Origin of the sequence: Variovorax sp. Root411, from assembly GCF_001425205.1 — a bacterium.
In the GTDB taxonomy this organism is placed as follows: domain Bacteria; phylum Pseudomonadota; class Gammaproteobacteria; order Burkholderiales; family Burkholderiaceae_C; genus Variovorax.
Genome location: NZ_LMDW01000001.1, coordinates 793174 through 816565 on the forward strand (window position 1 = coordinate 793174; position 23392 = coordinate 816565).

Genomic DNA, 23392 nt, shown 5'->3' on the forward strand with positions numbered 1-23392 from the left:
CGATTCTACGTTTGCAACCGTCGGGACGGACCGCCGGTCAGGCCTTGCGGCCCTTGGCTTCCTTGCCGGCGTCGAGCTCCGCGGTGCGGGCATCCACGGCCTCGCGCAGCGCCTTGCCGGGCTTGAAGTGCGGCACACGTTTCTCGGGAATCTGCACGCTCTCGCCCGAACGCGGGTTGCGGCCGATACGCGGCGGACGCCGGTTGACCGAGAAGCTGCCGAAGCCGCGGATCTCGATGCGGTGCCCGCGCACCAGCGCGTCGCTCATCGCGTCGAGGATGGTCTTGACGGCGTATTCGGCATCGCGGTGCGTGAGCTGGGCAAAGCGCGCTGCGAGTTCTTCGACGAGGTCTGAGCGGGTCATAGGCCGAACATAAACGAAAAACGTGGACGAAAAAAAAGACAGAGCGGCCCCACGGCCTGCTCTGTCTTCGGACTCAGCTTACTTGCTGTCGTTGTTGTCGAGCTTGGCGCGCAGCAGGGCGCCCAGGCTCGTCGTGCCCGCGTTTTCGCGTGCCGACTGCTGGCTCAGGCTGGCCATGGCGCCTTGTTCGTCGACCATGTCCTTCTGCTTGATCGACAGCTGGATGTTGCGGGTCTTGCGATCCACATTCACGACGATGGCAGTGACTTCGTCGCCTTCCTTCAGCACGTTGCGGGCATCTTCGACGCGGTCGCGCGAGATTTCCGAAGCACGCAGGTAGCCGATGATGTCTTCGCCGAGGTCGATTTCAGCGCCGCGGGCGTCCACGGTCTTGACCTTGCCGGTCACGATCTGACCCTTGTCGTTCACGGTGGTGAACGTGGTGAACGGATCGCTGTCGAGCTGCTTGATACCCAGGCTGATGCGTTCGCGGTCGACGTCCACAGCCAGCACGAGCGCTTCGACTTCCTGGCCCTTCTTGTAGTTGCGAACGGCGGTTTCGCCGGCTTCGTTCCACGAGAGGTCCGAGAGGTGAACCAGGCCGTCGATGCCGGCAGCCAGACCCACGAACACGCCGAAGTCGGTGATCGACTTGATCGGGCCCTTGACGCGGTCGCCACGCTTCGTGTTTTGCGCGAACTCTTGCCACGGGTTGGCCTTGCACTGCTTCATGCCCAGGCTGATGCGGCGCTTGTCTTCGTCGATCTCGAGGACCATGACTTCGACTTCGTCGCCCAGCGAGACGATCTTGTTCGGAGCGATGTTCTTGTTGGTCCAGTCCATTTCGGAGACGTGCACCAGGCCTTCGATGCCGGGTTCGAGTTCGACGAACGCGCCGTAGTCGGCAATGTTCGTGACCTTGCCGAACAGGCGGGTCGATTGCGGGTAGCGGCGCGAAACGCCCATCCACGGGTCGTCACCCATCTGCTTGAGACCCAGCGAGACACGGTTCTTTTCGGTGTCGAACTTGAGGATCTTGGCGGTGATTTCCTGGCCGGCCTGAACGACTTCGCTCGGGTGGCGAACACGGCGCCATGCCATGTCGGTGATGTGCAGCAGGCCGTCGATGCCGCCGAGGTCCACGAACGCACCGTATTCGGTGATGTTCTTGACCACGCCGCGCACGACTGCGCCTTCCTTCAGCGTTTCCATCAGCTTGGCGCGTTCTTCGCCCATGCTGGCTTCGACTACGGCACGGCGCGACAGCACGACGTTGTTGCGCTTGCGGTCGAGCTTGATGACCTTGAATTCGAGGGTCTTGTTCTCGTACGGGGTCAGGTCCTTGATCGGACGCGTGTCGATCAGCGAGCCCGGCAGGAATGCGCGGATGCCGTTGACGAGCACGGTCAGGCCGCCCTTGACCTTGCCGCTGGTGGTGCCGGTGACGAAGTCGCCCGATTCCAGGGCCTTCTCCAGGGCGAGCCACGAAGCCAGACGCTTGGCGGTGTCGCGCGAGAGGATGGTGTCGCCGTAGCCGTTTTCAACGCTGCCGATGGCAACGGAAACGAAATCGCCGGCCTGGACTTCGAGTTCGCCCTTGTCGTTCTTGAACTCTTCGATCGGCACGTACGCTTCGGACTTCAGGCCGGCGTTGACCACGACGTGGTTGTGTTCGACACGCACGACTTCGGCCGTGATGACCTCGCCGGTGCGCATTTCGGAACGCTTCAGGGACTCTTCGAATAGGTCGGCAAAAGATTCAGACATTTATGGTTCCTTCCGTCAGGCAGGGTTGGCAGGCGCTCTTGCGAGATTGCGTGCGGCTGCTGTGGGTCTGGAGACGGCGGTTTTGTGGGCTGGTGCCCGGGTTGGTTGAACAACCAGAAGGCCGGTGCGCTGTCGCGCGAGAAGAGCCTGCTGGAGCGGTATGCGCCCCCCGGAACACCCGGTTGGCGCGAGCCTTTCAAGCGGACTTGAACGGCTGTACTTGCTGCCACCAGTTCAATACCGTATCGATCGATTGCTCGATGGACAGCTGGGAGTTGTCGAGGTGGCGGGCATCCTGCGCCGGCTTCAGCGGAGCGACGCTGCGGGAAGAGTCCCGGGCGTCACGTGCTTCCAAGTCGGAGCGAAGACTGTCGAGTGTAGCCGAAATCCCCTTTGAAATCAACTGCTTATGGCGCCGTTCGGCACGCTGGGCGGCGCCGGCCGTGAGGAACACCTTGAGCGCCGCGTCGGGGAAGATCACGGTGCCCATGTCGCGTCCGTCGGCCACCAGCCCGGGCAGGCGGCGGAAGCGATGCTGCAGGTCTTGCAGCGCCTCGCGCACGGCGGGCAACGCGGAGACACGCGAGGCGTCCATGCCGGCGGCTTCGGTGCGGATGTCGTCGCTCACGTCTTCCCCGGCCAGCAGCACCTTCCCCTCGGTGAACTGCAGGGGCAGCGCGGCGGCGAGGGTGGCAATCTGCGGTTCGTTTGCGGTATTGGCGTCCAGGCCGGCGCGGCGCATGGCGAGGCCGGTCACGCGGTACAGCGAGCCCGAATCGAGGTAGTGGTAGCCCAGCAGGCGCGCTACCTCGGCCGCCAGCGTGCCCTTGCCGGAGGCGGTCGGGCCGTCGATGCAGATCACCGGCACCTCGGCGGCCTCGGCGACCGAGAACAAGGTCTCGAAGTAATCGGGGAAGGTCTTGGCGACGCAATGCGGATCGAGGATGCGCACCGGCACGCCGGCCGGGTTGAACGCCGCCAGCGAGAAGCACATGGCCACACGATGGTCATCGTAGGTGCGGATACTTGCCGGGCGCCAGCCGGCCTGCGCGAGTGGATGCACGCGGATGAAGTCGGGGCCGGCCTCGACTGCGGCGCCAAGCTTCTTCAGCTCGTTGGCCATGGCATCGATGCGGTCGGTTTCCTTCACGCGCCAACTCGCGATGTTGCGCAGCGTGCTCGGGCCGTCGGCGTAGAGCGCCATCACGGCCAACGTCATCGCGGCGTCGGGGATGTGGTTGGCGTCGAGGTCGATGGCCTTGAGCGGCCACGCCCCGCGGCGTACTTCGAGCCAGTTCGGGCCGCTGTCGACCAGCGCGCCCATCTGGCGGGCGGCGTCGATGAAGCGGATGTCGCCCTGGATCGAATCGGCTCCCACGCCCTCGATCCGGATGCCGTCCTTGCCGGATACGCCCGTCGCGATGGCGCCCAGAGCTATGAAATAGCTGGCGGAGGAGGCGTCGGCCTCGACGTGGATGTCGCCCGGCGAGCTGTAGCTGCTGCCGGCGGGAATGGTGAAGCGCTCCCAGCCGTCGCGCTGCACGTGGATGCCGAAGCGCGCCAGCAGGTTCAGCGTGATCTCGATGTAGGGCTTGGAGATCAGCTCGCCGATCACCTCGATCACGATGTCATTGGCCGCCGCCAGCGGCAGCGCCAGCAACAGGGCAGTGAGGAACTGGCTGGACACGTCGCCGCGCACGCGGATCGGCGCGTCGAGCGCGAGTTCGCCGTGCGGCACGGGGTGGATACGCAGCGGTGGATAGCCCGGATTGCCGAGGTAGTCGATGCGGCAGCCAAGCTGGGTCAGTGCGTCGACGAGGTCGCCGATCGGGCGCTCGTGCATGCGCGGCACGCCGCTGAGCTCGAACTCGCCGCCCAGCAGTGACAGCGCCGCGGTCAGCGGGCGCATCGCGGTGCCGGCATTGCCGAGGAACAGCGGCAGCAGCGTTTCGTTGGGCTTCAGCTGGCCGCCCAGGCCGGTGATGCGCAGCGTGCTGCCTGCAGGGTCGATGCCGCAGCCGAGCGCGCGCAGGGCGTCGAGCATCACGCGGGTGTCGTCGGAGTCCAGCAGGTCGTGGATGGTGGTGGTGCCGCTCGCGAGCGCGGCGAGCAGCAGCACGCGGTTGGAAATGCTCTTGGAGCCCGGCAGCCGGACCGTGCCGGCCGCGCCTGCGAGAGGCGGGAGATCGAGGAAGGCCGTCGAGAACATCTCAGTTGTCCTGCTGCTGCGACGAGGTGTCGGTAGCCGGCTTCCAGGCCGAGCGGGCCTTGCTGGCGGTGGCGATGGATTGCTCCAGTGCCTGCAGGTCGCCTGCGGTCATCAGTGCTTCAAGGTCTTCCAGCGCCTTGCGGAAGGCCTGCGACTGCTGGAGCACCTGTTCGCGGTTGGCCAGCAGCACATCGCGCCACATGACAGGGTCGCTGGCGGCGATGCGCGAGAAGTCGCGAAAGCCTGGGCCTGCGAGGCTCAGGAAGCGGTCGCCCTGCGGCTGGCTGGCGATGGCATTGGTGTACGCGAAGGCCAGCAGGTGCGGCAGGTGGCTCACGGCGGCGAAGGCGGCGTCGTGCTCATCGTGCGTCATGGTGACGACGTGCGCGCCGATGCCGCTCCATACCTGCGAGGCCCGCTGCACATTGGAGCGCAGCGTGGTCTTCACGGGCGTCAGCACGACCTGGCGGCCGGCGAAAAGCGAAGCCTCGGCATGCTCGATGCCCGAGAGTTCCTTGCCGGCAATCGGATGCGCCGGCACGAAGTTCGCGAACTGCTTCTGCAGGCCGTTGCGCGCGGCCTCGATCACGTCGCCCTTGGTCGAGCCCACGTCCATCACGAGCGTTTCGCTCGAAATGCCATGACGGATCGCCTTGAACGTGGCTTCCGATGCAGCCACCGGCACCGCCAGCAGCACGATGTCGGCGCCCGATACCGCCAGCAGCGCTGAAGGCGCCACCACGTCGATCACGCCCAGTTGGCGTGCCCGCTCGGTAGTGGAGGGCGACTTGCTGTAGCCCACCACGCGTTTCACCAGCTTCGCGCGCTTGAGTGCGAGCGCGAAGGAGCCGCCCATCAGGCCGCAGCCGATCAGTCCCAGTTGTTCGAACATGCTTCTGCTTGCCTGCCGCTCAGGCCTTGACGGGGTAGGCGCCCAGCACCTTGTAGAAGGCGCAGAGTCCGCGCAGTTCGGCCAGCGCCGCGGCCACGTTGGGCTGCGAGGGGTGGCCGTCGAGGTCGATGTAGAAGTAGTACTCCCACTGGCCAGTGCGCGCCGGACGCGACTCGAAACGCGTCATCGACACGTTGTTGGCCTTCAGCGGCACCAGCAGGTCGTGCACCGCGCCGGGCCGGTTGGGTACCGAGACGATCAGGCTCGTGCAGTCACGGCCCGAGGCCGGCGGCATGGCCAGCGTCTGCGGCAGGCAGATCACCGAGAAGCGGGTGCGGTTGTACGAGTCGTCCTGGATGGCATGCGCCACGATGTGCAGGCCGAAGCGGGTGGCAGCGCGTTCGCCGGCCAGCGCGGCCCAGGCCGGGTTGGTGGCCGCGAGGCGGGCACCTTCGGCGTTGCTCGACACGGCGCGCCGCTCGGCGTTGGGCAGGTGCTTGGACAGCCAGGTCTGGCATTGCGCGAGCGCCTGTGGATGGGCCAGCACGGCTTCGACGCCTTCGAGCGAATTGCTGCTGCGCAGCAGGTGGTGGCGCACCAGCAGGCTGACTTCACCGACGACGTGGGTGGGCGAATGCAGGAACAGGTCGAGCGAGCGCGTGACCACGCCTTCGGTCGAGTTCTCGACGCCGACGACGCCGTACTGGGCGCTGCCCGCGGCGGTGGCATGGAACACCTCGTCGAAGCTGGCGCAGTAGATCAGGTCGGCGGCGCCACCGAAGTACTCGATGGCCGCCTGCTCGCAGAAGGTGCCTTCGGGACCAAGCACGGCCACGCGTTGCGGCGATTCGAGCGCCAGGCAGGCCGACATGATTTCGCGCCAGATAGCCGCCACATGCAGGTCCTTGAGCGGACCGCCATTGCTCTTCTTCATCTTCTCGATGACTTGCGCCACGCGGTCGGGGCGGAAGAACGGCGTGCCCTCGCGCTTCTTGACCTCGCCGACCAGTTCGGCCACATGGGCCCGTTCGTTGAGCAGGCTCAGCAGTTGCTGGTCGAGCGAGTCGATCTGCACGCGCAGATCGGCCAGGCTTTCGGATTTGTCGGAAGGAGAAGAGGGCGTTGTGGGTGTGGAGTCGGTCATCGTGCGAGCAGCTAGGGCATGCGCCTAGGCATGCGATCGCTCGAATTCTCGCATGTAGCTCACAAGTTCCTGTACGCCTTCCAGCGGCATGGCGTTGTAGATGCTGGCGCGCATGCCACCCACCGACTTGTGGCCCTTGAGCTGCAGCAGCCCGGCCTCGCGCGCGCCGGCCAGGAAAGCCTCGTTGCGGCTTTCGTCCGCCAGGAAAAACGGCACGTTCATGCGCGAGCGGCAGCCCGGATCGATGCGGTTGGCGTAGAAGTCGGAGCCGTCGATGAAGCCGTACAGCAGCTTCGCCTTGGCTATGTTGCGCTGCTCCATGGCGGCGATGCCGGTGTGCGTGCCTTCGGCCTGCTGCTGCAGCCACTGGAACGTGAGCCCCGCCATGTAGATGCCCCAGGTCGGCGGGGTGTTGTACATGGAGTTGTTGTCGGCCACGGTCTTGTAGTTGAACGCGCTCGGGCAGATCTCGAGCGCGTGGCCCAGCAGATCGTCGCGCACGACCACGATCGTCAGGCCGGCGGGGCCGAGATTCTTTTGTGCGCCGCCGAAGGCAAGGCCCACGCGGCTCCAGTCGACGCTGCGCGAAGCAACGTGCGAGGAAAAATCGATGACCAGCGGGGCATTGCTGCCGAGCGCGGCCAGGTCGGGCAGTTGCTGGAATTCGATGCCGTTGATGGTCTCGTTGGAGCACACGTGCACGTACGAGGCATCCTTGGAGAGTTGCCAGGTCGAGGGATCGGGCAGCTTCGTATGCTGGTCCTCGGCATTGCTCGCGGCCACGCGCGCCGTGCAATAGCGCTGCGCTTCCTTGTGCGACTTGATGCTCCAGCTGCCGGTGAGGACGAAATCAGCGGTTTTGCCGCGCGACAGGTTCATCGGCACGATGGCGTTTTCACCAAGGCCGCCACCCTGCATGAACAGGATGTGGAAGTGCGAGGGCACGGCCAGCAGCGTGCGGAAGTCGGCTTCGGCTTGCGTGCAGATGGTGCCGAATTCCTTGCCGCGATGGCTCATTTCCATCACGCTCATGCCGCTGCCCTGCCAATCGAGCATTTCGGCGGCAGCGCGTTGCAGCACCGCCTCCGGCATGGCAGCCGGACCGGCCGAGAAGTTGTAGGGGCGCTTGCCGGCCGGCGTCTGCTGCTGGGTCACGTTGCTTTTACTTCTTGGCTGGAGCCTTGGCAGGTGCCTTGGCGGGAGCGGAACCTTGGGCGGCACCATCGGTCGGCGCGCCGAGAGCCTTGGCGACGGCGGTGTCGAGCGCGCGCATTTTGGGTTCGACCGTGGCGCGCGTGTCGGACACGAGTTTTTCCGTCAGTGCAGTCTGCATCTTCGGGTTCAGATCCTGGTACTTCTTGCTCAGAGGCGAGTTGATCCAGGCCAGCAGTTGCTTGAGCTCGTCTTCGCTGAAGTTCTGCTCCAGCAGCGGGGTGAGGGCGCCCGGGGCCAGTTGAATGGCCTTGTCGCGAACGATTGGATAGGTCTCGTCGAAGTACTTCTTCAGTTCGGCGTCGGCAGCCTTGGCAGCGGCTTCGCGCTTGGCTTCAGGCACTTGCGTCTGGAGGTACTGCGAACCCGCCTGTGCGATCGGAGCGCTCGATTGCTCGACCAGACCGCGTGCCAGCGATTCGATGCCGGGGCGCTGAATGTCGATGAACTGCTTGATGAGCGTGGCCTTGTCCTGGGCCATCGCGGCCATCGAACTGCCAGCCAGGGCGACCGTCAGAAGTGCGAGTTTGATTTTTTTCACTGAGGATTCTCCGTTGAAGATGTGGAAGTATCGTCCGCGTCCGGCTCGGTTTCGCCGTTCGCGTCGTTTTCGACGATACGTTGTAGTCCGCTGAGTTTGGCGCCTTCGTCGAGCCCGATCAACGTAACGCCCTGCGTCGCGCGACCAAGTTCACGAATTTCGGCAACCCGGGTGCGCACCAGCACGCCCTTGTCGGTGATGAGCATGATCTCATCATCCGCATGCACGAGAGTGGCGGCAACGACCTTGCCGTTGCGCTCACTCTGTTGAATAGCGATCATGCCTTTGGTTCCCCGGCCGTGGCGGGTGTATTCGGTAATGCTTGTCCGCTTTCCGTAACCATTTTCCGTGGCAGTGAGCACGCTTTGCTGCTCGTCCTCGGCCACCAGCATGGCGATCACGCCCTGGCCCGGCTCCAGCGACATGCCGCGTACGCCTCGGGCATTGCGGCCCAGCGGCCGGACGTCTTCCTCGTCGAAGCGCACGGCTTTTCCGTTGTCGCTGAAGAGCATCACGTCGTGCTTGCCGTCGGTGAGTGCCGCGCCGATCAGGTAATCGCCTTCATCGAGGTTCACGGCAATGATCCCGCCTTTGCGCGGATTGTTGAACTCGTCGAGCGCCGTCTTCTTGACCGTGCCCATCGAGGTCGCCATGAATACGTACTGGTCGGCCGGGAAGTTGCGCTTCTCGCCGGTCAGGGCCAGGGCGACGTTGATCTTCTCGCCTTCCTGCAGCGGGAACATGTTGACGATGGGGCGTCCGCGCGAGCCGCGCGAACCCGCCGGCACTTCCCAGACCTTGAGCCAATACAGCCGGCCGCGGTTCGAGAAGCACAGGATGTAGTCGTGCGTGTTGGCGATGAAAAGCTGGTCGATCCAGTCGTCTTCCTTCGTTGCCGTGGCCTGCTTGCCGCGGCCGCCGCGCTTTTGCGCGCGGTACTCGCCCAGCGGCTGGCTCTTGATGTAGCCGCTGTGCGAGAGCGTGACGACCATGTCGGTCGGCGTGATCAGGTCTTCGGTCGAGAGGTCGTAGGCGCTGTGCTCCACCAGGCTGCGGCGCGCGCCGATCTTCGACTGGCCGAACTCCTGCTTGATGGTGCCGAGTTCTTCGCCAATGATGGTCGAGACGCGTTCGGGCTTGGCGAGGATGTCGAGCAGGTCGTCGATCTCGGCCATCACGTCCTTGTACTCGGCCACGATCTTGTCCTGCTCCAGGCCGGTCAGGCGCTGCAGGCGCATCTGCAGGATTTCCTGGGCTTGCGTTTCCGACAGGCGGTAGAGGCCGTCGCCGCCCATGCCGAACTCGCGCTCGAGGCCTTCGGGGCGGTAGTCGTCCGCGTTGATCACGCCGCCGTCGGCGCGCGTGCGCGTGAGCATTTCGCGCACCAGCTTGCTGTCCCAGCTGCGGGTCATCAGCTCGGCCTTGGCAACGGGTGGCGTGGGCGATTCGCGGATGATGCGGATGAATTCGTCGATGTTGGCGAGCGCCACCGCCAGGCCTTCGAGCACGTGGCCGCGTTCGCGGGCCTTGCGCAGCGTGAAGACTGTGCGGCGCGTGACCACTTCGCGGCGGTGCTGCAGGAAGACCTGGATCAGGTCCTTCAGGTTGCACAGCTTGGGCTGGCCGTCGACCAGCGCCACCATGTTGATGCCGAAGGTGTCCTGCAGCTGCGTCTGCTTGTAGAGGTTGTTGAGCACCACCTCGGGCACTTCGCCGCGCTTGAGCTCGATGACGAGGCGCATGCCCGACTTGTCGGACTCGTCCTGGATGTGGCTGATGCCTTCGATCTTCTTCTCGTGCACCAGCTCGGCCATGCGTTCCTGCAGCGTCTTCTTGTTGACCTGGTAGGGGAGTTCGTCGACGATGATCGCCTGGCGCTGGCCGCGGTCGATGTCCTCGAAATGGCACTTGGCGCGCATCACGACCTTGCCGCGGCCGGTGCGGTAGCCGTCCTTCACGCCGTTGATGCCGTAGATGATGCCGGCGGTGGGGAAGTCGGGCGCCGGCACGATCTCCATCAGCTCGTCGATGCTGGCTTCGGGGTTGCGCAGCAGGTGCAGACAGGCGTCGACAACCTCATTCAGGTTGTGCGGCGGAATATTGGTTGCCATGCCGACCGCAATACCGCCGGAGCCATTGACCAGCAAATTCGGCAACTGGCTGGGCAGCACTTTCGGTTCTTTTTCAGAGCCGTCGTAATTGTCCTGAAAGTCGACAGTTTCCTTGTCGATATCGGCCAGCATTTCGTGCGCAATTTTGGCCAGCCGAATTTCCGTATACCGCATTGCGGCCGCGTTGTCTCCATCGACCGACCCGAAGTTGCCCTGGCCGTCGACCAGCATGTGGCGCATCGAGAAGTCCTGGGCCAGTCGCACGATGGTGTCGTAGACCGACTGGTCGCCGTGCGGGTGATATTTACCGATCACGTCGCCGACGATACGGGCCGACTTCTTGTACGGCCGGTTCCAGTCGTTGTTGAGCTCGTGCATCGCGTACAGCACGCGGCGGTGTACGGGCTTGAGGCCGTCGCGGGCGTCGGGGAGCGCTCGGCCCACGATCACGCTCATGGCGTAATCGAGATAGCTGCTGCGCATTTCCTCTTCGAGACTGATGGGCAGGGTTTCTTTTGCGAAGGAGGTCATGAGCAAGGGGCTGGCGGCAGGAAGGCGAAATTTTACGCTGTGAGGGGTGTCGCACCGCCGCAACACAAGGGGGCTATTCCGCCTCCGTCCTACGCTTCCGGGCTGTCCAGCGGCCTGTTTGCCAAAGACCCTATGGCACAATCGCCTCAACGTTTTGGGTGGTGGTCACTTAAAGCGTCCTTGATTCGCAGCGCGGCTGCGGCTTTTTCCCCAAGAGGAGAACCATGAAGAAACTGAATAAAGTGGCGATGATGTTTGCAGTCGCTGCGCTCGCCACTGCCGCCGGCGCGCAGACCCGTGTCACCGCTGCGGACGGCGGTCCTACGATCGACAACTGGCAAAACGGCACCGGCGAACTGGTTTGGAAGAACGGCACGAACGAACTGTGCTGGCGCGATGCCAACTGGACGCCGGCTACGGCTGCTGCTGGTTGCGACGGCGCTCTGGTTCCTGCTGCTCCGGCTGCTGCTGCTCCGACCCCTGCTGCTCCGGCCGCACCGGCCGCGCCGCAAGTCGCTGCCAACAAGGTGACCTTCGCTGCTGACGCCTTCTTCGACTTCGACAAGTCGGTTCTGAAGCCCGAAGGTCGCGCCAAGCTGACCGACCTGGTCGAGAAGATCCGTGGCGTGAACCTCGAAGTCATCATCGCTGTGGGCCACACCGATTCGATCGGTACGGACGCCTACAACCAGCGTCTGTCGGTGCGTCGCGCCGAAGCCGTCAAGGCCTTCCTGGTCTCGAAGGGCATCGAACGCAACCGCGTCTACACCGAAGGCAAGGGCGAGAAGCAGCCTGTGGCTGACAACCGCACCAAGGAAGGCCGCGCCAAGAACCGTCGTGTGGAAATCGAAGTGGTCGGCACCCGCGCCAACTAATCAGTCGATTCCATCGATCATGAAAACCCCGCCCAGGCGGGGTTTTTTTATGGCCGTCGAATTCGCGATTGATCTTTTGTCGGCAAAGCCGACTCGGTGCTTATCGGTCATTGCTCGTTTCATAATCGCTGTATGACAGAAAATGTGAATGCGGATCCCGCCGAACTGGCCAAGTTTTCAGAACTCGCACATCGCTGGTGGGATTTGGAGAGCGAATTCCGCCCGCTGCATGAAATCAATCCGCTGCGCCTGGACTGGATTGACGGAATTGCGCCAATTTCGCAGCGCCGCGTGCTTGATATCGGCTGCGGCGGCGGCATCCTGGCCGACTCGATGGCCCGCAAGGGCGCCGAGGTGCTGGGCATCGACCTTGCGGGCAAGGCGCTCAAGGTCGCGCAACTGCATGCGCTCGAGGCCGGCACCCGGGGGGTTAAGTACCGCGAAATCAGTGCCGAAGCGCTGGCCGCCGAGCAGCCAGGCAGCTTCGACGTTGTCACCTGCATGGAGATGCTCGAGCATGTGCCGCAGCCGGCCTCGGTGATCCAGGCCTGCTCAGCGCTCGTCAAGCCGGGCGGTTGGGTGTTCTTCTCGACGATCAACCGCAATCTGAAGTCGTTCATGTTCGCGATCGTGGGCGCCGAGTACGTCCTCGGCATGCTGCCGCGCGGGACCCATGAATATGCAAAGCTGATCCGGCCAAGCGAACTGGCCGGCTACTGCCGCGCGGCGGGCCTGGATCTGCGGCACACCCGTGGCATGGAGCACAACCCATTGACCCGGCGCTACTGGCTCAGCGGTGACACCAGCGTCAACTACATGTTCGCCACGCAGAAGCCGGCCTCGCCGGATTCAAGGGAATGATGGGCGCGCAGACCCGGGCTGTGCTGTTCGACCTCGACGGCACGCTGATCGACAGCGCGCCCGACCTGGGTGCTGCAGCCGACAAGATGCGCACCGATCGCGGCCTCGACCCGTACCCGCTGGAGCGCTACCGCCCCATGGCCGGAGCAGGCGCGCGCGGCATGCTCGGTGTTGCATTCGGCATCACGCCGGATTCGCCCGAATTCAATGAGCTGCGCGAAGAGTTCTTCGTGGCTTATGAGCGCCGCATGCTGCTCAACACGCATGTGTTCGACGGCATCCACGCGCTGATCGAGGCGCTGCGCGAGCTTGGGTTGCTGTGGGGCGTCGTCACCAACAAGTCGATGCGCTTCACCGACCCGCTGACGCGCGCCATTCCGCTTTTCGCGAGTGCGGGTGCGGTAGTGAGCGGCGACACCACGCCATTTGCGAAGCCGCATCCCGAGCCCTTGCATGAGGCGGCGCGCCGCCTCGGCGTGCCATCGGAGGCGTGTGTCTACGTCGGCGACGACGAGCGCGACATCATCGCGGGCCGGGCTGCAGGCATGCGCACAGTTGCGGCGACCTATGGCTACATGGGGCCGCAGGCCGATTCGACGCTCTGGCAGGCCGATGCTTCAATCTCTTCGCCCATGGAGCTCTTGCAGTTACTCAATAGCGCCTAAAATACGTCGCTTGGGGCTGCACTGGTTTCGACGTGGGTTCGGAGTCGCAGCGGGGCATGTCGAGCTGAATGCGCTCGTAAAACAGATTCAAACAAACTAACTGCAAACGACGAACGTTTCGCACTCGCTGCTTAATTGCCAGTGAGCCTTGCAACAGTTGGCCGATGGGCTGGGCAAGGGGGTCTGGAGCAATCCTGACCTCCCGGCTGCAAGGATAATTACATGGGCTGGCTCCGATCCGGGTACCTTGGGTCGGGGCGAGAAAATAGGGTGCTGGCGTCCGGTTTAGCGTGTGACTGCGCGACTCCGGAAGCGAGACTCAAATCAGATCACTAAACATGTAGAACTGCGCGATGAAGGCTTGCGGACGGGGGTTCAAATCCCCCCAGCTCCACCACATTTCTCAACGCGGGCCTCACTGAACAAGGCCTTGCAGATGCTGGACCATGTCCAGCGACCCAGACTCAGTTGCACTGGAACAGGACGCCCTGTTCTGCAGGCGCCTTGCCGAGCCAGCGCGGCGTCTTGCTTTGCGCGTCGCAATAGTCCGAGGCCTGTACGTACGTCTTGGCCCGCAGCACGCCGTCGCGAACCTGCGTCACTTCGTTGGGTGGTGTCGAGCAGCCGGTGAGGACCAAGGCAAGCGGAAGCAGTGTGCGCCAATTCATCGGGTCATTCTAAGACCGGCGATCGCTGGAGCCGGGCCCGCGCTCGGGGTAGAGATACTTGAAGTATTCACCGGACTTGCCGAACAACTGGCGCGCCAACTGCACGGGATCTTCACCCTTGTGCTTCTCGTAAAGCGCAGGCCCCCAGATGATGAAGCCGTCGATGCTGAGGCTTCTCGGCGAAGGCTCGATGGCCTTCCACGCGTGCGCGAACTTCGAGATCCAGGCCAGCGCTTCCTTGAGCGCGTGATTGGGCGCAGCGGTTGTTTCTTCGGTCGGAGACATGGCAGGTATCCTTTTTGAAAAGACTGTACAAATATACAGTAAACTGTGTCCCAGTCGAAATTTCTCCTTGACGGGTAACCGTCCCCCGCTGGTCAACCTGTGCGGGGACCTCGATGCATGCCAAGCAGAGAGGCTTTCAAGCCCAGCCCTCGAGGCTGGGCTTTTTTCTGTGCCATTCGCGCAGCCTGCGCGGGCTCGTTTTTTTGCCCGAACGCGGGCTATAGTCGGCCAGCGTTGCCACTTTGCATTTGCTGCAATCCATCGCTGCCCGCGGTGCCCGTACCAAGGCACTGCCGCTTGCCCAGATCCCGAAAAGGACGCTCGTGCCGGATTCGCTGACTTCAGAGTTGACCACTTACTACGACACGGTGCCCTATGACTCGCATCCGTTCCCACAGTCGGCGATGGAGCATCTGGAAGCGCTGGCATTTCTCTTCGGGCTCGACGTTCCGTCCCCTGCAACGGCCCGTGTGTTGGAGCTCGGCTGCGCGGCCGGCGGCAACCTGATTCCCTTTGCGGCGCGCCACCCCGAGGCTTCTGCGATCGGCGTCGATCTCTCGCCGGTGCAGGTGGCGCAGGGCATGGCGGCCATCGGGCGCGCCGGGCTGTCTAACATCGAGCTCAAGGCCCTCAACCTCGCGGACATCGACGCCTCGTTCGGCCAGTTCGACTACATCGTGTGCCACGGCGTCTACAGCTGGGTGCCGGGCCCGGTGCAGGACGCGATCCTGCGCATCTGCTCGGAGAACCTCGCGCCGAATGGCGTGGCCTACGTGAGCTACAACGTGTACCCCGGGTGGAAGGCGCGCGAGATCGTGCGCGACGCAATGATCCTGCGCGGCGGCCCACGCGATACGCCCGGCGAAAAGCTGTCCTATGCACGCGGCATGCTCGATTTCCTCGAGCAGTCGGCCCGCGCCGACAGCGTGCTCAAGAAGACGCTCGAGGAGGCGATGCCGATCGTGCGCAGCGCCAACAGCTCGTACCTGCTGCATGAGTTCCTCGAGCCTTGCAATGCCCCGTGCTATTTCAAGGAGTTCGTGGCGCGGGCGGGCGTACATGGCCTCGCCTACCTGGCCGATGCGGAGCCGTCGACGATGTTCGTGCAGAACTACGGCGACAAGGTGCGCGATCCGCTGCTGCGCGAATGCGGCGGCAGCCAGGTCATGATGGAGCAGTACCTCGACTTCCTGGTCAATCGCACCTTCCGCCAGACCCTGCTGGTCAAGCAAGGGCAAGCCACGCATATCCGCTACAAGCTGGAGCCTGCGCGCATCCGCTTGCTCGAATTCGCCGGCATCTTCAAGGCCGACGGCGGCGAGGCGCTCGTGCTCGATGCCCGCGAACAGCCGTGCAGCGCGATCCAGGGCCGGAAGGTCACGCTGCGGGTACCGGTGCACAAGGCGGTGGCGCATCTGCTCGACACGCGCTATCCGGCGTCGATGTCGGTGCCGAGCCTCATCGAAGCCGCTTCCGGAATCACGGGGCAACCGCCCGCCGCCATCGAATCGACCGTGCTGGCCACGCTCGAGGAGCTGCTGATCCTCGGCGCCCTGCGCATCCGCCGCACTGCGGTGCCAGCGGCCGACGCGATTTCCGATCTGCCGCGGGTCCTGCCCGCTGTCCGGGGTGCTTCCGGCCTTGGGTCCGACGCCGGTGCCACAGCCAACACCTGCAATCAATGGCACGAGCCCGTGGTGCTGACGCTGCTCGAGCGAAGCCTGCTGCCGCTGCTCGACGGCACACACTCGCACGATGCGCTGGCTGAGCATCTCGAAGCGGAAGTGCGCAGCGATCGCCTGCGCTTCGTCAAGGACGACAAGCCGCTGACTGACCCGCCGGCAGTCAAGGAATTCGCCCGCCAGCAGGTCGCGCTGGCGCTTGACGCCCTGCGCCGCAAGGCGCTGCTGACGGCCTGAACTTCATTCTTCATCACGCCCAAGAGGAGACTTCCCATGCAACAAATCCAATGGACCCCGAAGCTGCGCGGCGCCGTCGCGGCGGTGCTCGCGCTGGCGGCCGCCGGCGCGTCGAATGCCGCATCGGTGGCGCCCGTCGCATCCGAGCACGGCATGGTCGTGAGCGCACAGCACCTGGCCAGCAAGGTCGGCGTCGACGTGCTCAAGCGCGGCGGCAACGCGGTCGATGCGGCGGTGGCCGTGGGCTATGCGCTCGCGGTGGTGTATCCGGCCGCCGGCAATCTCGGCGGCGGTGGCTTCATGACCGTGCAGCTGGCCGATGGCCGCAAGACCTTTCTCGACTTCCGCGAGAAAGCGCCGCTGGCCGCTACGGCCAACATGTACCTCGACAAGGACAGCAACGTCATCAAGGGCCTGAGCACCAACGGCCATCTCGCCGTGGGCGTGCCGGGCTCGGTCTCGGGCATGGAGTACGCGCGCGAAAAGTACGGCACGATGAAGCGCGCCGACCTGATCGCCCCGTCGATCCAGCTGGCCGACAAGGGCTTCGCGCTGGAGCAGGGCGACATCGACATGCTGCTCACCGCCACCAACGATTTCAAGAAGGACCCGGTCTCCGGCGCGATCTTCCTGAACAAGGGCGAGCCTTTCGCCGTCGGCCAGAAGCTGGTGCAGAAAGACCTCGCCAGGACGCTGAAGGAAATCAGCGCCAAGGGCACCGACGGGTTCTACAAGGGCTGGGTGGGTCAGGCCATCGTGGCTTCCAGCCAGGCCGGCAAGGGCATCATCACGCAGGCCGACCTCGACCAGTACAAGACGCGCGAACTCGCGCCGGTCGAGTGCGACTACCGCGGCTACCGCGTGGTGTCGGCGCCGCCGCCGAGTTCGGGCGGCGTGATCATCTGCGAGATGCTCAACATCCTCGAGGGCTATCCGCTCAAGGACCTGGGCTTCCGCTCGGCCCAGTCGGTGCACTACCAGATCGAAGCCATGCGCCATGCCTACGTGGACCGCAACAGCTACCTGGGCGACCCCGACTTCGTGAAGAACCCGCTCGAGCGACTGCTCGACAAGGGCTACGCCGAGAAGATCCGCGCCGTCATCGATCCGAAGAAGGCCGGCGTCTCGAAGGACATCAAGCCCGGTGTGGCGCCGCATGAGGGCAGCAACACCACTCACTATTCGATCACAGACCAGTGGGGCAACGCGGTGTCGGTCACCTACACGCTGAATGACTGGTTCGGCGCCAAGGTCACGGCTGCCAAGACCGGCGTGCTGCTGAACAACGAAATGGATGACTTCACCGCGAAGGTGGGTGTGCCCAACCTCTACGGCCTGGTGCAGGGCGAGGCCAACAAGATCGAACCGGGCAAGCGTCCGCTGAGCTCGATGAGCCCGACCATCGTGTCGAAGGACGGCAAGCCGGTGTTCGTGGTCGGCACGCCGGGCGGCAGCCGCATCATCACGGCCGTGCTGCACACCATCCTGAACGTCGTCGATTACGGCATGAACGTGCAGGAGGCCGTCGATGCGCCGCGCTTCCACCAGCAATGGCTGCCCGACGTCACCAACGTCGAGAGCTTCGCACTGAGCCCCGACACGCGCAAGATCCTGACCGACATGGGCCACAACCTGGGCGTGCCGCAGCCGGCCAACCACCTGGCGGCGATCATCGTCGGCGCGCCGTCGCTGGGCGGCAAGCCGGTCGGCGCCAACCGCTTCTACGGCGCCAACGACCCCCGCCGCAACACCGGCCTGGCCGCCGGCTACTGATACTGCGGCAAACTAGAAGGCGGTCGTGCCCTTGTGGGCACGGCCGCTTTTTCATTTTTCATGCACCTGCAAGACATCCTCTACACCCAGGGCTTCGGCACGCGCCGCGTGTGCGCGGGCCTGGTCCAGCAAGGCCACGTGACCGTCGCGGGCCAGGCCGTGACCGACCCCTTTGCCGATCTCGATCCCGAAGGCCTGCTTTTCACCGTCCAGGGCACCGCGTGGGCGTACCACGAGAAGGCCTATCTGATGCTGCACAAGCCGGCCGGCACCGAGTGCTCCCAGAAGCCCTCGACCTACCCGAGCATCTACACGCTGCTGCCGTCGCCGCTGCGCCTGCGCCCCAACAAGGGGGCGGTGCAGGGCGTGCAGGCGATCGGCCGGCTCGACCAGGACACCACCGGCCTGTTGCTGATGACCGACGACGGCCAGTTCATCCACAAGATGGGCTCGCCCAAGCATCATGTGCCGAAGGTCTATGAAGTGACGGCCAAGCACCCGGTGGACGAGGCGCAGATCGCGAAGCTGCTGGCCGGCGTCGTGCTCGACGACGACCCGAAGCCCGTGCGCGCGGCCGCCTGCGAATCCGACAGCCCGCTGCACCTGCGGCTCACACTCACCGAAGGCAAGTACCACCAGGTCAAGCGCATGCTGGCTGCGGTCGGCAACCGGGTCGAGGGGCTGCACCGCTCGCGCATCGGCAACTTGGCGCTGTCCGACGACCTGGCGTCGGGGCAGTGGCGGTGGCTGACGGCCGAAGAGGTCGCAGCGCTGCGCGCGCCGGCCAAGCCAGCGAAACCGGCGAAATAGAGGGAAAAAGCGAGCGAAAGAGCGTATTCCCGGTCAGCCTGCCATAAGACCTGGCCGTTAAGATTCGCAGCTCTCTCTCGGAACCTTCCCTTGCGACTCCCTGCTCGACCGAACGGCCGCACCGCGGCCTTCCTGCTTTCCTGTCTGACGGCCTTGGCGGTACACACCGCTGCCGCCGCGCCGGCCGAACCTCCGCCGATCTTCGTGCTCAACTCGCTGGATGCCAACGTGAGCGTGATCAATCCGGTCGACTGGACGGAAAAGCAGCGCATCGCCACCGGCAAGGAGCCGCACCACCTCTACATGACGCCCGACGAGAAGTCGGTCATCGTGGCCAACTCGGCGGGCGATTCGCTGACCTTCCTGAACCCTCGCACGGCGGAAGTGCAGCGCGTGGTCTACGGCATCATCGATCCGTACCAGCTGCAGTTCTCGCGCGACATGAAGTGGTTCGTCACGGCGGGCAACCGCTTGAACCACGTCGACATCTACCGCTGGGACGGCAAGGACCTGAAGCTGGCCAAGCGCATCGCCAGCGGCAAGACGCCCAGCCACATCTGGATCGACAACACCAGCACCATCGCCTACGTGACGATGCAGGACAGCGACGAGATGATCGCCATCGACCTGCCCACGCAGGCCGTCAAGTGGCGCACCGCCACCGGCACCATGCCGGCCGACATCTTCGGCGTGCACAACGACAAGACCCTGCTGGTGGGCCTGACCGGCAGCGACGGCGTGCAGGTGTTCGACGTGGCCGGCGCCGAGCCGAAGCTGGTCGGCAAGATCCCCACCGGCAAGGGCGCCCACGCCTTCCGCTCGGCCGGCGACGGCAAGAGCGTGTTCGTGAGCAACCGCGTAGCCAACAGCATCAGCCGGATCGACCTGGCGACGCTGAAGGTCATCGCGAACTATCCCGTGCCCGGCGGCCCCGACTGCATGGACGTCTCGGCCGATGGCAAGACGCTGTACGTGACCTCGCGCTGGGCCAAGAAGCTCAGCGTGGTCGACCTGGCCAGCAACAAGGTCGTGCGCCAGGTCAACGTCGGCCGTTCGCCGCACGGCGTCTGGACGCTCGATCATGGCAAGCGCATCTAGCCGCATCGGCGCGGCGCTCGCGCTGTCGATGGCCGGGGCCCTGGCTCCCGTCGCCTGGGGCGCGCAGCCGGGCACCACCTGCGAAAAGCCCGTCTACCTGACCTTCGACACCGGCCACATGGGCGTTGCCCCGCTGGTGGCCGACGTGCTCAAGCGGCAGGACGTGCGCGTCACTTTCTTCGCTGCCGCCGAGCGCACCCAGAGCGACGGCGACAGCCTCGACGACCGTTGGGCGCCGTGGTGGAAGGCGAGGGCGGCCGAGGGCAACGAATTCGGCTCCCACACATATGACCACGCGTACTGGCGTGCCGACGTCAAGGGCACGCCGCCGAGCTTCCGCATCAAGCCTTCGGCGGGCCCGCAGGATGGCAAGGAATCGACCTGGAGCGCGGCCGAGTACTGCGCCAACATCCGCAAGTCGTCCGACCGCCTGGCGGCCATCACGGGCAAGAAGCCGCTGCCGCTGTACCGCGCGCCGGGCGGCAAGACATCCCCTGCGTTGCTGGCCGCCGCCGAGGGTTGCGGCTACAAGTACGTCGGCTGGGCACCCGCCGGCTTCCTCGGCGACGAACTGCCGAGCGAGAAGTTCAGCAACGCCAGGCTGCTGACGCAGGCGCTCGACACCATCCGCCCTGGCGACATCCTGCTCGCGCACCTGGGCATCTGGTCGCGTAAGGACCCGTGGGCGCCGGCCAACCTCGAGCCGCTGATCGTCGGTCTCAAGGCCAAGGGCTTCTGCTTCCAGACGCTGCGCCAGCATCCGGACTTCCGCGCCTGGATCGCGTCCCACCCTTGACTGAGTTCCCGCCATGATCGATTGGCTGACAGACGCTTTTTCCGCCCTGCAGGGCTGGTTCTTCGAGACCGCCGTGCAGCCGCTGGTGTATGCCGTCGGCCTCGGCGGCTGGACCGAGGACGCCTTCGACGCCACCGGCTGGCTGCTGGTCGGCGTCGTCCAGATCCTGGTGCTGATCGCGATCATCGGGCCGCTGCAGCGCTGGCGCTCGGTGGAGCCGGTGGTCGACCGCCATGCGATCCGCATCGACGTGCTCTACACGCTGATCCACCGTCTCGGCCTGTTCCGGCTGGCGCTGTTCTTCACGCTGCAGCCCTTCTTCGACGATGCGCTGGGCAGCTTGCGCACGGCGGGGTGGGGCACCTTTCATCTCGACGAGGTGTGGCCCGGCGTGACCGACGTGCCGGTGGTGGCCTTCGCCATCTACCTCGTGGTGCTCGACTTCGTCGGTTACTGGATCCATCGCGGCCAGCACCAGTTCAACTGGTGGTGGGGCCTGCATTCGCTGCATCATTCGCAGCGCCAGATGACCATGTGGAGCGACGACCGCAACCACCTGCTCGACGACATCGTGCACGACACGCTGATCGTCATCGTGGCGCAGCTGATCGGCGTGGCGCCGGGGCAGTTCATTGCCTTCGTCGCCTTCACTCAGCTCAGCGAAAGCCTGCAGCACGCCAACCTGCGGCTGAGCTTCGGCGCCATCGGCGAGCGGCTGTGGATCAGCCCGCGCTTCCACCGGTTGCACCACAGCATCGGACTCGGTCACGAGTCGAACGGCAAGAGCACGCTTGGCGGCCACAACTTCGGCGTGCTGCTGCCGTGGTGGGACATGCTGTTTCGCACCGCGAACTTCGAGGACCGCTACGACCCGACCGGCATCCGCGACCAGGTCGAGCCCGACGCGGATGGACGCGTGCGCGACTACGGTCGTGGCTTCTGGGCCCAGCAGTGGCTCGGCCTCAAGCGGATGGCGGGTCGCGGCTGAGGGGCTCCGGGCCCTGAAAGGCGCGTCCGACGCGTTATCCTCGCTGCCTCATGCGCCTGCTCCTCGACTCCTTCTGGCGCGCGGTCGCCTATTGCATGCTGCCGCGCGTGATCGTGCTGTCGCTGCTGCCTTTGGGCCTGATGGTGGTGCTGGCCGCGGGGCTCGGTTACTTCTACTGGGACGACGCGGTTGTATGGACGCGCGGCGCGCTCGACGCCTGGCCGCTGCTGGCGAGCTTCTGGGCCTGGATCGGCCGTCTTTTCTCGGGTGACGTCACTTCTGCGCTGGCGTCCCTGGTCGTGGTGTTTGCCGCCACCCCGTTGCTCGTGGTGCTTTGCCTGCTGATCGTGGCCGGCTTCATGGCGCCCGCGCTGACCAAGCTGGTGGCCCAGCGGCGCTTTCCCTCGCTCGAACAGAAAAAGGGCGCTTCGTTCTTCGGCAGCGTCGCGCGTTCGTTGGGCGTCACCGTCTTGGCGCTGATCGCCCTCGTGGTGTCGATGCCGCTGTGGCTCATTCCGCCACTGGTGCTGATCCTGCCGCCGCTGATCTGGGGCTGGCTCACCTACCGCGTGATGAGCTTCGATGCGCTGGCCGAACATGCCAGTCCCGAGGAGCGTGCCGCGCTGCTGCGCGCACACCGGCTGCCGCTGCTATGCATCGGCGTGCTCTGCGGATACCTGGGCGCCGCGCCCAGCATCGTCTGGGCATCGGGCCTGCTGTTCGCTGCCGCCTTCTTCGTGCTGGTGCCGATCGCCATCTGGATCTACACACTGGTCTTCGCCTTTTCGGCACTCTGGTTCGCCCACTACTGCCTCGACGCGCTCGCGCAGCTGCGCGCCCAGCGCGCCATGGCCGAAGCATCGACCGCCGGCGGCACCGCGTCGGCCCTCGAAGCCGAGGAAGCCAGCAAGGCCGCACTCTCTCAATGGGGTTCACCATGACACGCGCATTCGGTCTCATCGTCGTCGGCGACGAGATTCTCTCCGGCAAGCGGGCCGACAAGCACATGGCCAAGGTCATCGAGCTGCTCGCTGCGCGCGGCCTGCAGCTCGGCTGGGCGGAATACGTGGGCGACGAGCCCGCGCGCATCACGGCCGCGCTCGCACGCGCGTTCGCCTCGGGCGACATTGTGTTCTCGACCGGCGGCATCGGCGCCACGCCCGACGACCATACCCGCCAGTGCGCTGCCCAGGCGCTGGGCGTGCCGCTGGCGCTGCACCCCAAGGCCGAGATGCTGATCCGCGAGCGCATGCAGGACACCGCGCGCGAGCAGGGCGTGCCCTACGAGCCCGACCGGTCCGACAACGTGCACCGGCTCAACATGGGTGTGTTCCCGCAGGGCGCCGCGCTCATCCTCAACCCGTACAACAAGATCCCGGGCTTCAGCGTCGGCGACGTGCATTTCGTGCCGGGCTTCCCCGTCATGGCCTGGCCGATGATCGAGTCCGTGCTCGACAGCCGCTACGCCGATCTGTTCACCCGCAATGCCGTCGCCGAGAAGTCGGTGATCGTTTTCGGTGCCATGGAGGCCACGCTGACCCCGCTCATGCAGGCCATCGAGGCCACGCACGTCGGCATCAAGGTGTTCAGCCTGCCCAGCGTCGATCACCCTGAATATGGCCGGCACATCGAGCTGGGCGTCAAGGGCGACCCGGGCCGAGTCGATGCCGCCTATGTCCAGCTGATCGAAGGGTTGCACACCTTTGATGCCAAGCTTGGCCCAGAATTGGTGCGTTAATAGCAATGGCACCAATTTGGTGAGTTTCCGCCTCTAATTGGGGTTTGCAGCGTTTGCCAAAGCCTCGTCCGGTGAGGCGACAATGGCACAGAAACTGCATCCCTTGTCCCTGTATTCCTAACCACCATCCAACTCAGGAGAAACT

21 protein-coding genes and 1 other RNA gene are annotated in these 23392 nt (G+C 64.9%); 12 read left to right on the forward strand and 10 right to left on the reverse strand.

The window, feature by feature from the left end:
* Positions 1-37 precede the first annotated feature (37 nt).
* The 8 genes from ASC92_RS03635 to gyrA all read right to left on the reverse strand — a co-directional run bounded on the left by ASC92_RS03635 (position 38) and on the right by gyrA (position 10771).
* Complete coding sequence (locus ASC92_RS03635) at positions 38-364, reverse strand: integration host factor subunit beta (RefSeq protein WP_056510378.1); 327 nt, start codon at positions 362-364, stop codon at positions 38-40.
* A 78-nt stretch (positions 365-442) separates the two neighbouring features.
* Positions 443-2131, reverse strand: coding sequence for a 30S ribosomal protein S1 (rpsA, locus tag ASC92_RS03640; RefSeq protein ID WP_056510381.1), 1689 nt, complete (start codon positions 2129-2131; stop codon positions 443-445).
* Between the two features lie 196 nt (positions 2132-2327).
* Positions 2328-4340 carry a bifunctional 3-phosphoshikimate 1-carboxyvinyltransferase/cytidylate kinase gene (locus ASC92_RS03645; RefSeq protein WP_056510383.1) on the reverse strand — a complete coding sequence of 671 codons (2013 nt, stop codon included), beginning with the start codon at positions 4338-4340 and terminating at the stop codon, positions 2328-2330.
* Position 4341: 1 nt separating this feature from the next.
* Positions 4342-5232 (reverse strand): prephenate dehydrogenase, encoded by an 891-nt coding sequence (locus ASC92_RS03650; RefSeq protein ID WP_056510385.1) that lies wholly within the window; start codon positions 5230-5232, stop codon positions 4342-4344.
* A gap of 19 nt (positions 5233-5251) precedes the next feature.
* Positions 5252-6376: a prephenate dehydratase gene (gene pheA / locus ASC92_RS03655; protein ID WP_056510387.1), complete on the reverse strand. Its 1125-nt coding sequence runs from the start codon at positions 6374-6376 to the stop codon at positions 5252-5254.
* Between the two features lie 24 nt (positions 6377-6400).
* Positions 6401-7531 (reverse strand): 3-phosphoserine/phosphohydroxythreonine transaminase, encoded by a 1131-nt coding sequence (gene serC / locus ASC92_RS03660; RefSeq protein ID WP_056510389.1) that lies wholly within the window; start codon positions 7529-7531, stop codon positions 6401-6403.
* A gap of 7 nt (positions 7532-7538) precedes the next feature.
* Positions 7539-8129: a DUF2059 domain-containing protein gene (locus tag ASC92_RS03665; RefSeq protein ID WP_056510391.1), complete on the reverse strand. Its 591-nt coding sequence runs from the start codon at positions 8127-8129 to the stop codon at positions 7539-7541.
* Positions 8126-10771 carry a DNA gyrase subunit A gene (gene gyrA, locus ASC92_RS03670; protein ID WP_056510393.1) on the reverse strand — a complete coding sequence of 882 codons (2646 nt, stop codon included), beginning with the start codon at positions 10769-10771 and terminating at the stop codon, positions 8126-8128. The genes ASC92_RS03665 and gyrA overlap by 4 nt, the downstream gene beginning before the upstream one ends.
* 224 nt (positions 10772-10995) lie before the next feature.
* On the opposite strand from gyrA, the gene ompA reads away from it, so the two are divergent.
* From ompA to ssrA, 4 genes are all read left to right on the forward strand, one after another.
* A complete protein-coding gene (gene ompA, locus ASC92_RS03675) occupies positions 10996-11646 on the forward strand; it encodes an outer membrane protein OmpA (RefSeq protein WP_056510399.1) in 651 nt (216 codons plus the stop codon).
* A 132-nt stretch (positions 11647-11778) separates the two neighbouring features.
* A complete protein-coding gene (gene ubiG, locus ASC92_RS03680) occupies positions 11779-12507 on the forward strand; it encodes a bifunctional 2-polyprenyl-6-hydroxyphenol methylase/3-demethylubiquinol 3-O-methyltransferase UbiG (protein ID WP_056510400.1) in 729 nt (242 codons plus the stop codon).
* Complete coding sequence (locus tag ASC92_RS03685) at positions 12504-13172, forward strand: HAD family hydrolase (protein ID WP_082519454.1); 669 nt, start codon at positions 12504-12506, stop codon at positions 13170-13172. The genes ubiG and ASC92_RS03685 overlap by 4 nt, the downstream gene beginning before the upstream one ends.
* Positions 13173-13184: 12 nt before the next feature.
* Positions 13185-13569, forward strand: a transfer-messenger RNA (tmRNA) gene (gene ssrA / locus ASC92_RS27840).
* A 67-nt stretch (positions 13570-13636) separates the two neighbouring features.
* Here the strand turns inward: ssrA and ASC92_RS03690 are convergent.
* On the reverse strand, positions 13637-13840 hold the full coding sequence (locus ASC92_RS03690) for a hypothetical protein (RefSeq protein WP_007829384.1): 204 nt from the start codon (positions 13838-13840) through the stop codon (positions 13637-13639).
* A gap of 9 nt (positions 13841-13849) precedes the next feature.
* The gene (locus ASC92_RS03695) at positions 13850-14125 is read right to left on the reverse strand and encodes a hypothetical protein (protein ID WP_056510404.1); all 276 of its coding nucleotides are present in this window, start codon (positions 14123-14125) and stop codon (positions 13850-13852) included.
* Positions 14126-14472: 347 nt separating this feature from the next.
* Here ASC92_RS03695 and ASC92_RS03700 point away from each other — a divergent pair, with 347 nt between their 5' ends.
* The 8 genes from ASC92_RS03700 to ASC92_RS03735 all read left to right on the forward strand — a co-directional run bounded on the left by ASC92_RS03700 (position 14473) and on the right by ASC92_RS03735 (position 23247).
* Positions 14473-16044: a methyltransferase regulatory domain-containing protein gene (locus ASC92_RS03700; RefSeq protein WP_235505652.1), complete on the forward strand. Its 1572-nt coding sequence runs from the start codon at positions 14473-14475 to the stop codon at positions 16042-16044.
* A 36-nt stretch (positions 16045-16080) separates the two neighbouring features.
* Positions 16081-17817, forward strand: a complete 1737-nt coding sequence (gene ggt / locus ASC92_RS03705) for a gamma-glutamyltransferase (protein ID WP_056510406.1) — start codon at positions 16081-16083, stop codon at positions 17815-17817.
* 60 nt (positions 17818-17877) lie between these two features.
* Entirely contained in the window at positions 17878-18627 is a 750-nt protein-coding gene (locus ASC92_RS03710) for a pseudouridine synthase (RefSeq protein ID WP_056511835.1), read from the forward strand.
* 90 nt (positions 18628-18717) lie between these two features.
* Positions 18718-19725 carry a YncE family protein gene (locus ASC92_RS03715; protein WP_056510408.1) on the forward strand — a complete coding sequence of 336 codons (1008 nt, stop codon included), beginning with the start codon at positions 18718-18720 and terminating at the stop codon, positions 19723-19725.
* Positions 19709-20521, forward strand: coding sequence for a polysaccharide deacetylase family protein (locus ASC92_RS03720; protein ID WP_056510410.1), 813 nt, complete (start codon positions 19709-19711; stop codon positions 20519-20521). Before ASC92_RS03715 ends, ASC92_RS03720 begins: the two co-directional genes overlap by 17 nt.
* Positions 20522-20534: 13 nt before the next feature.
* Positions 20535-21509 (forward strand): sterol desaturase family protein, encoded by a 975-nt coding sequence (locus ASC92_RS03725; protein ID WP_056510412.1) that lies wholly within the window; start codon positions 20535-20537, stop codon positions 21507-21509.
* Positions 21510-21559: 50 nt separating this feature from the next.
* Positions 21560-22450 (forward strand): EI24 domain-containing protein, encoded by an 891-nt coding sequence (locus tag ASC92_RS03730; protein WP_056510414.1) that lies wholly within the window; start codon positions 21560-21562, stop codon positions 22448-22450.
* A complete protein-coding gene (locus ASC92_RS03735; RefSeq protein WP_200935933.1) occupies positions 22447-23247 on the forward strand; it encodes a competence/damage-inducible protein A in 801 nt (266 codons plus the stop codon). The genes ASC92_RS03730 and ASC92_RS03735 overlap by 4 nt, the downstream gene beginning before the upstream one ends.
* Positions 23248-23392: the final 145 nt, after the last annotated feature.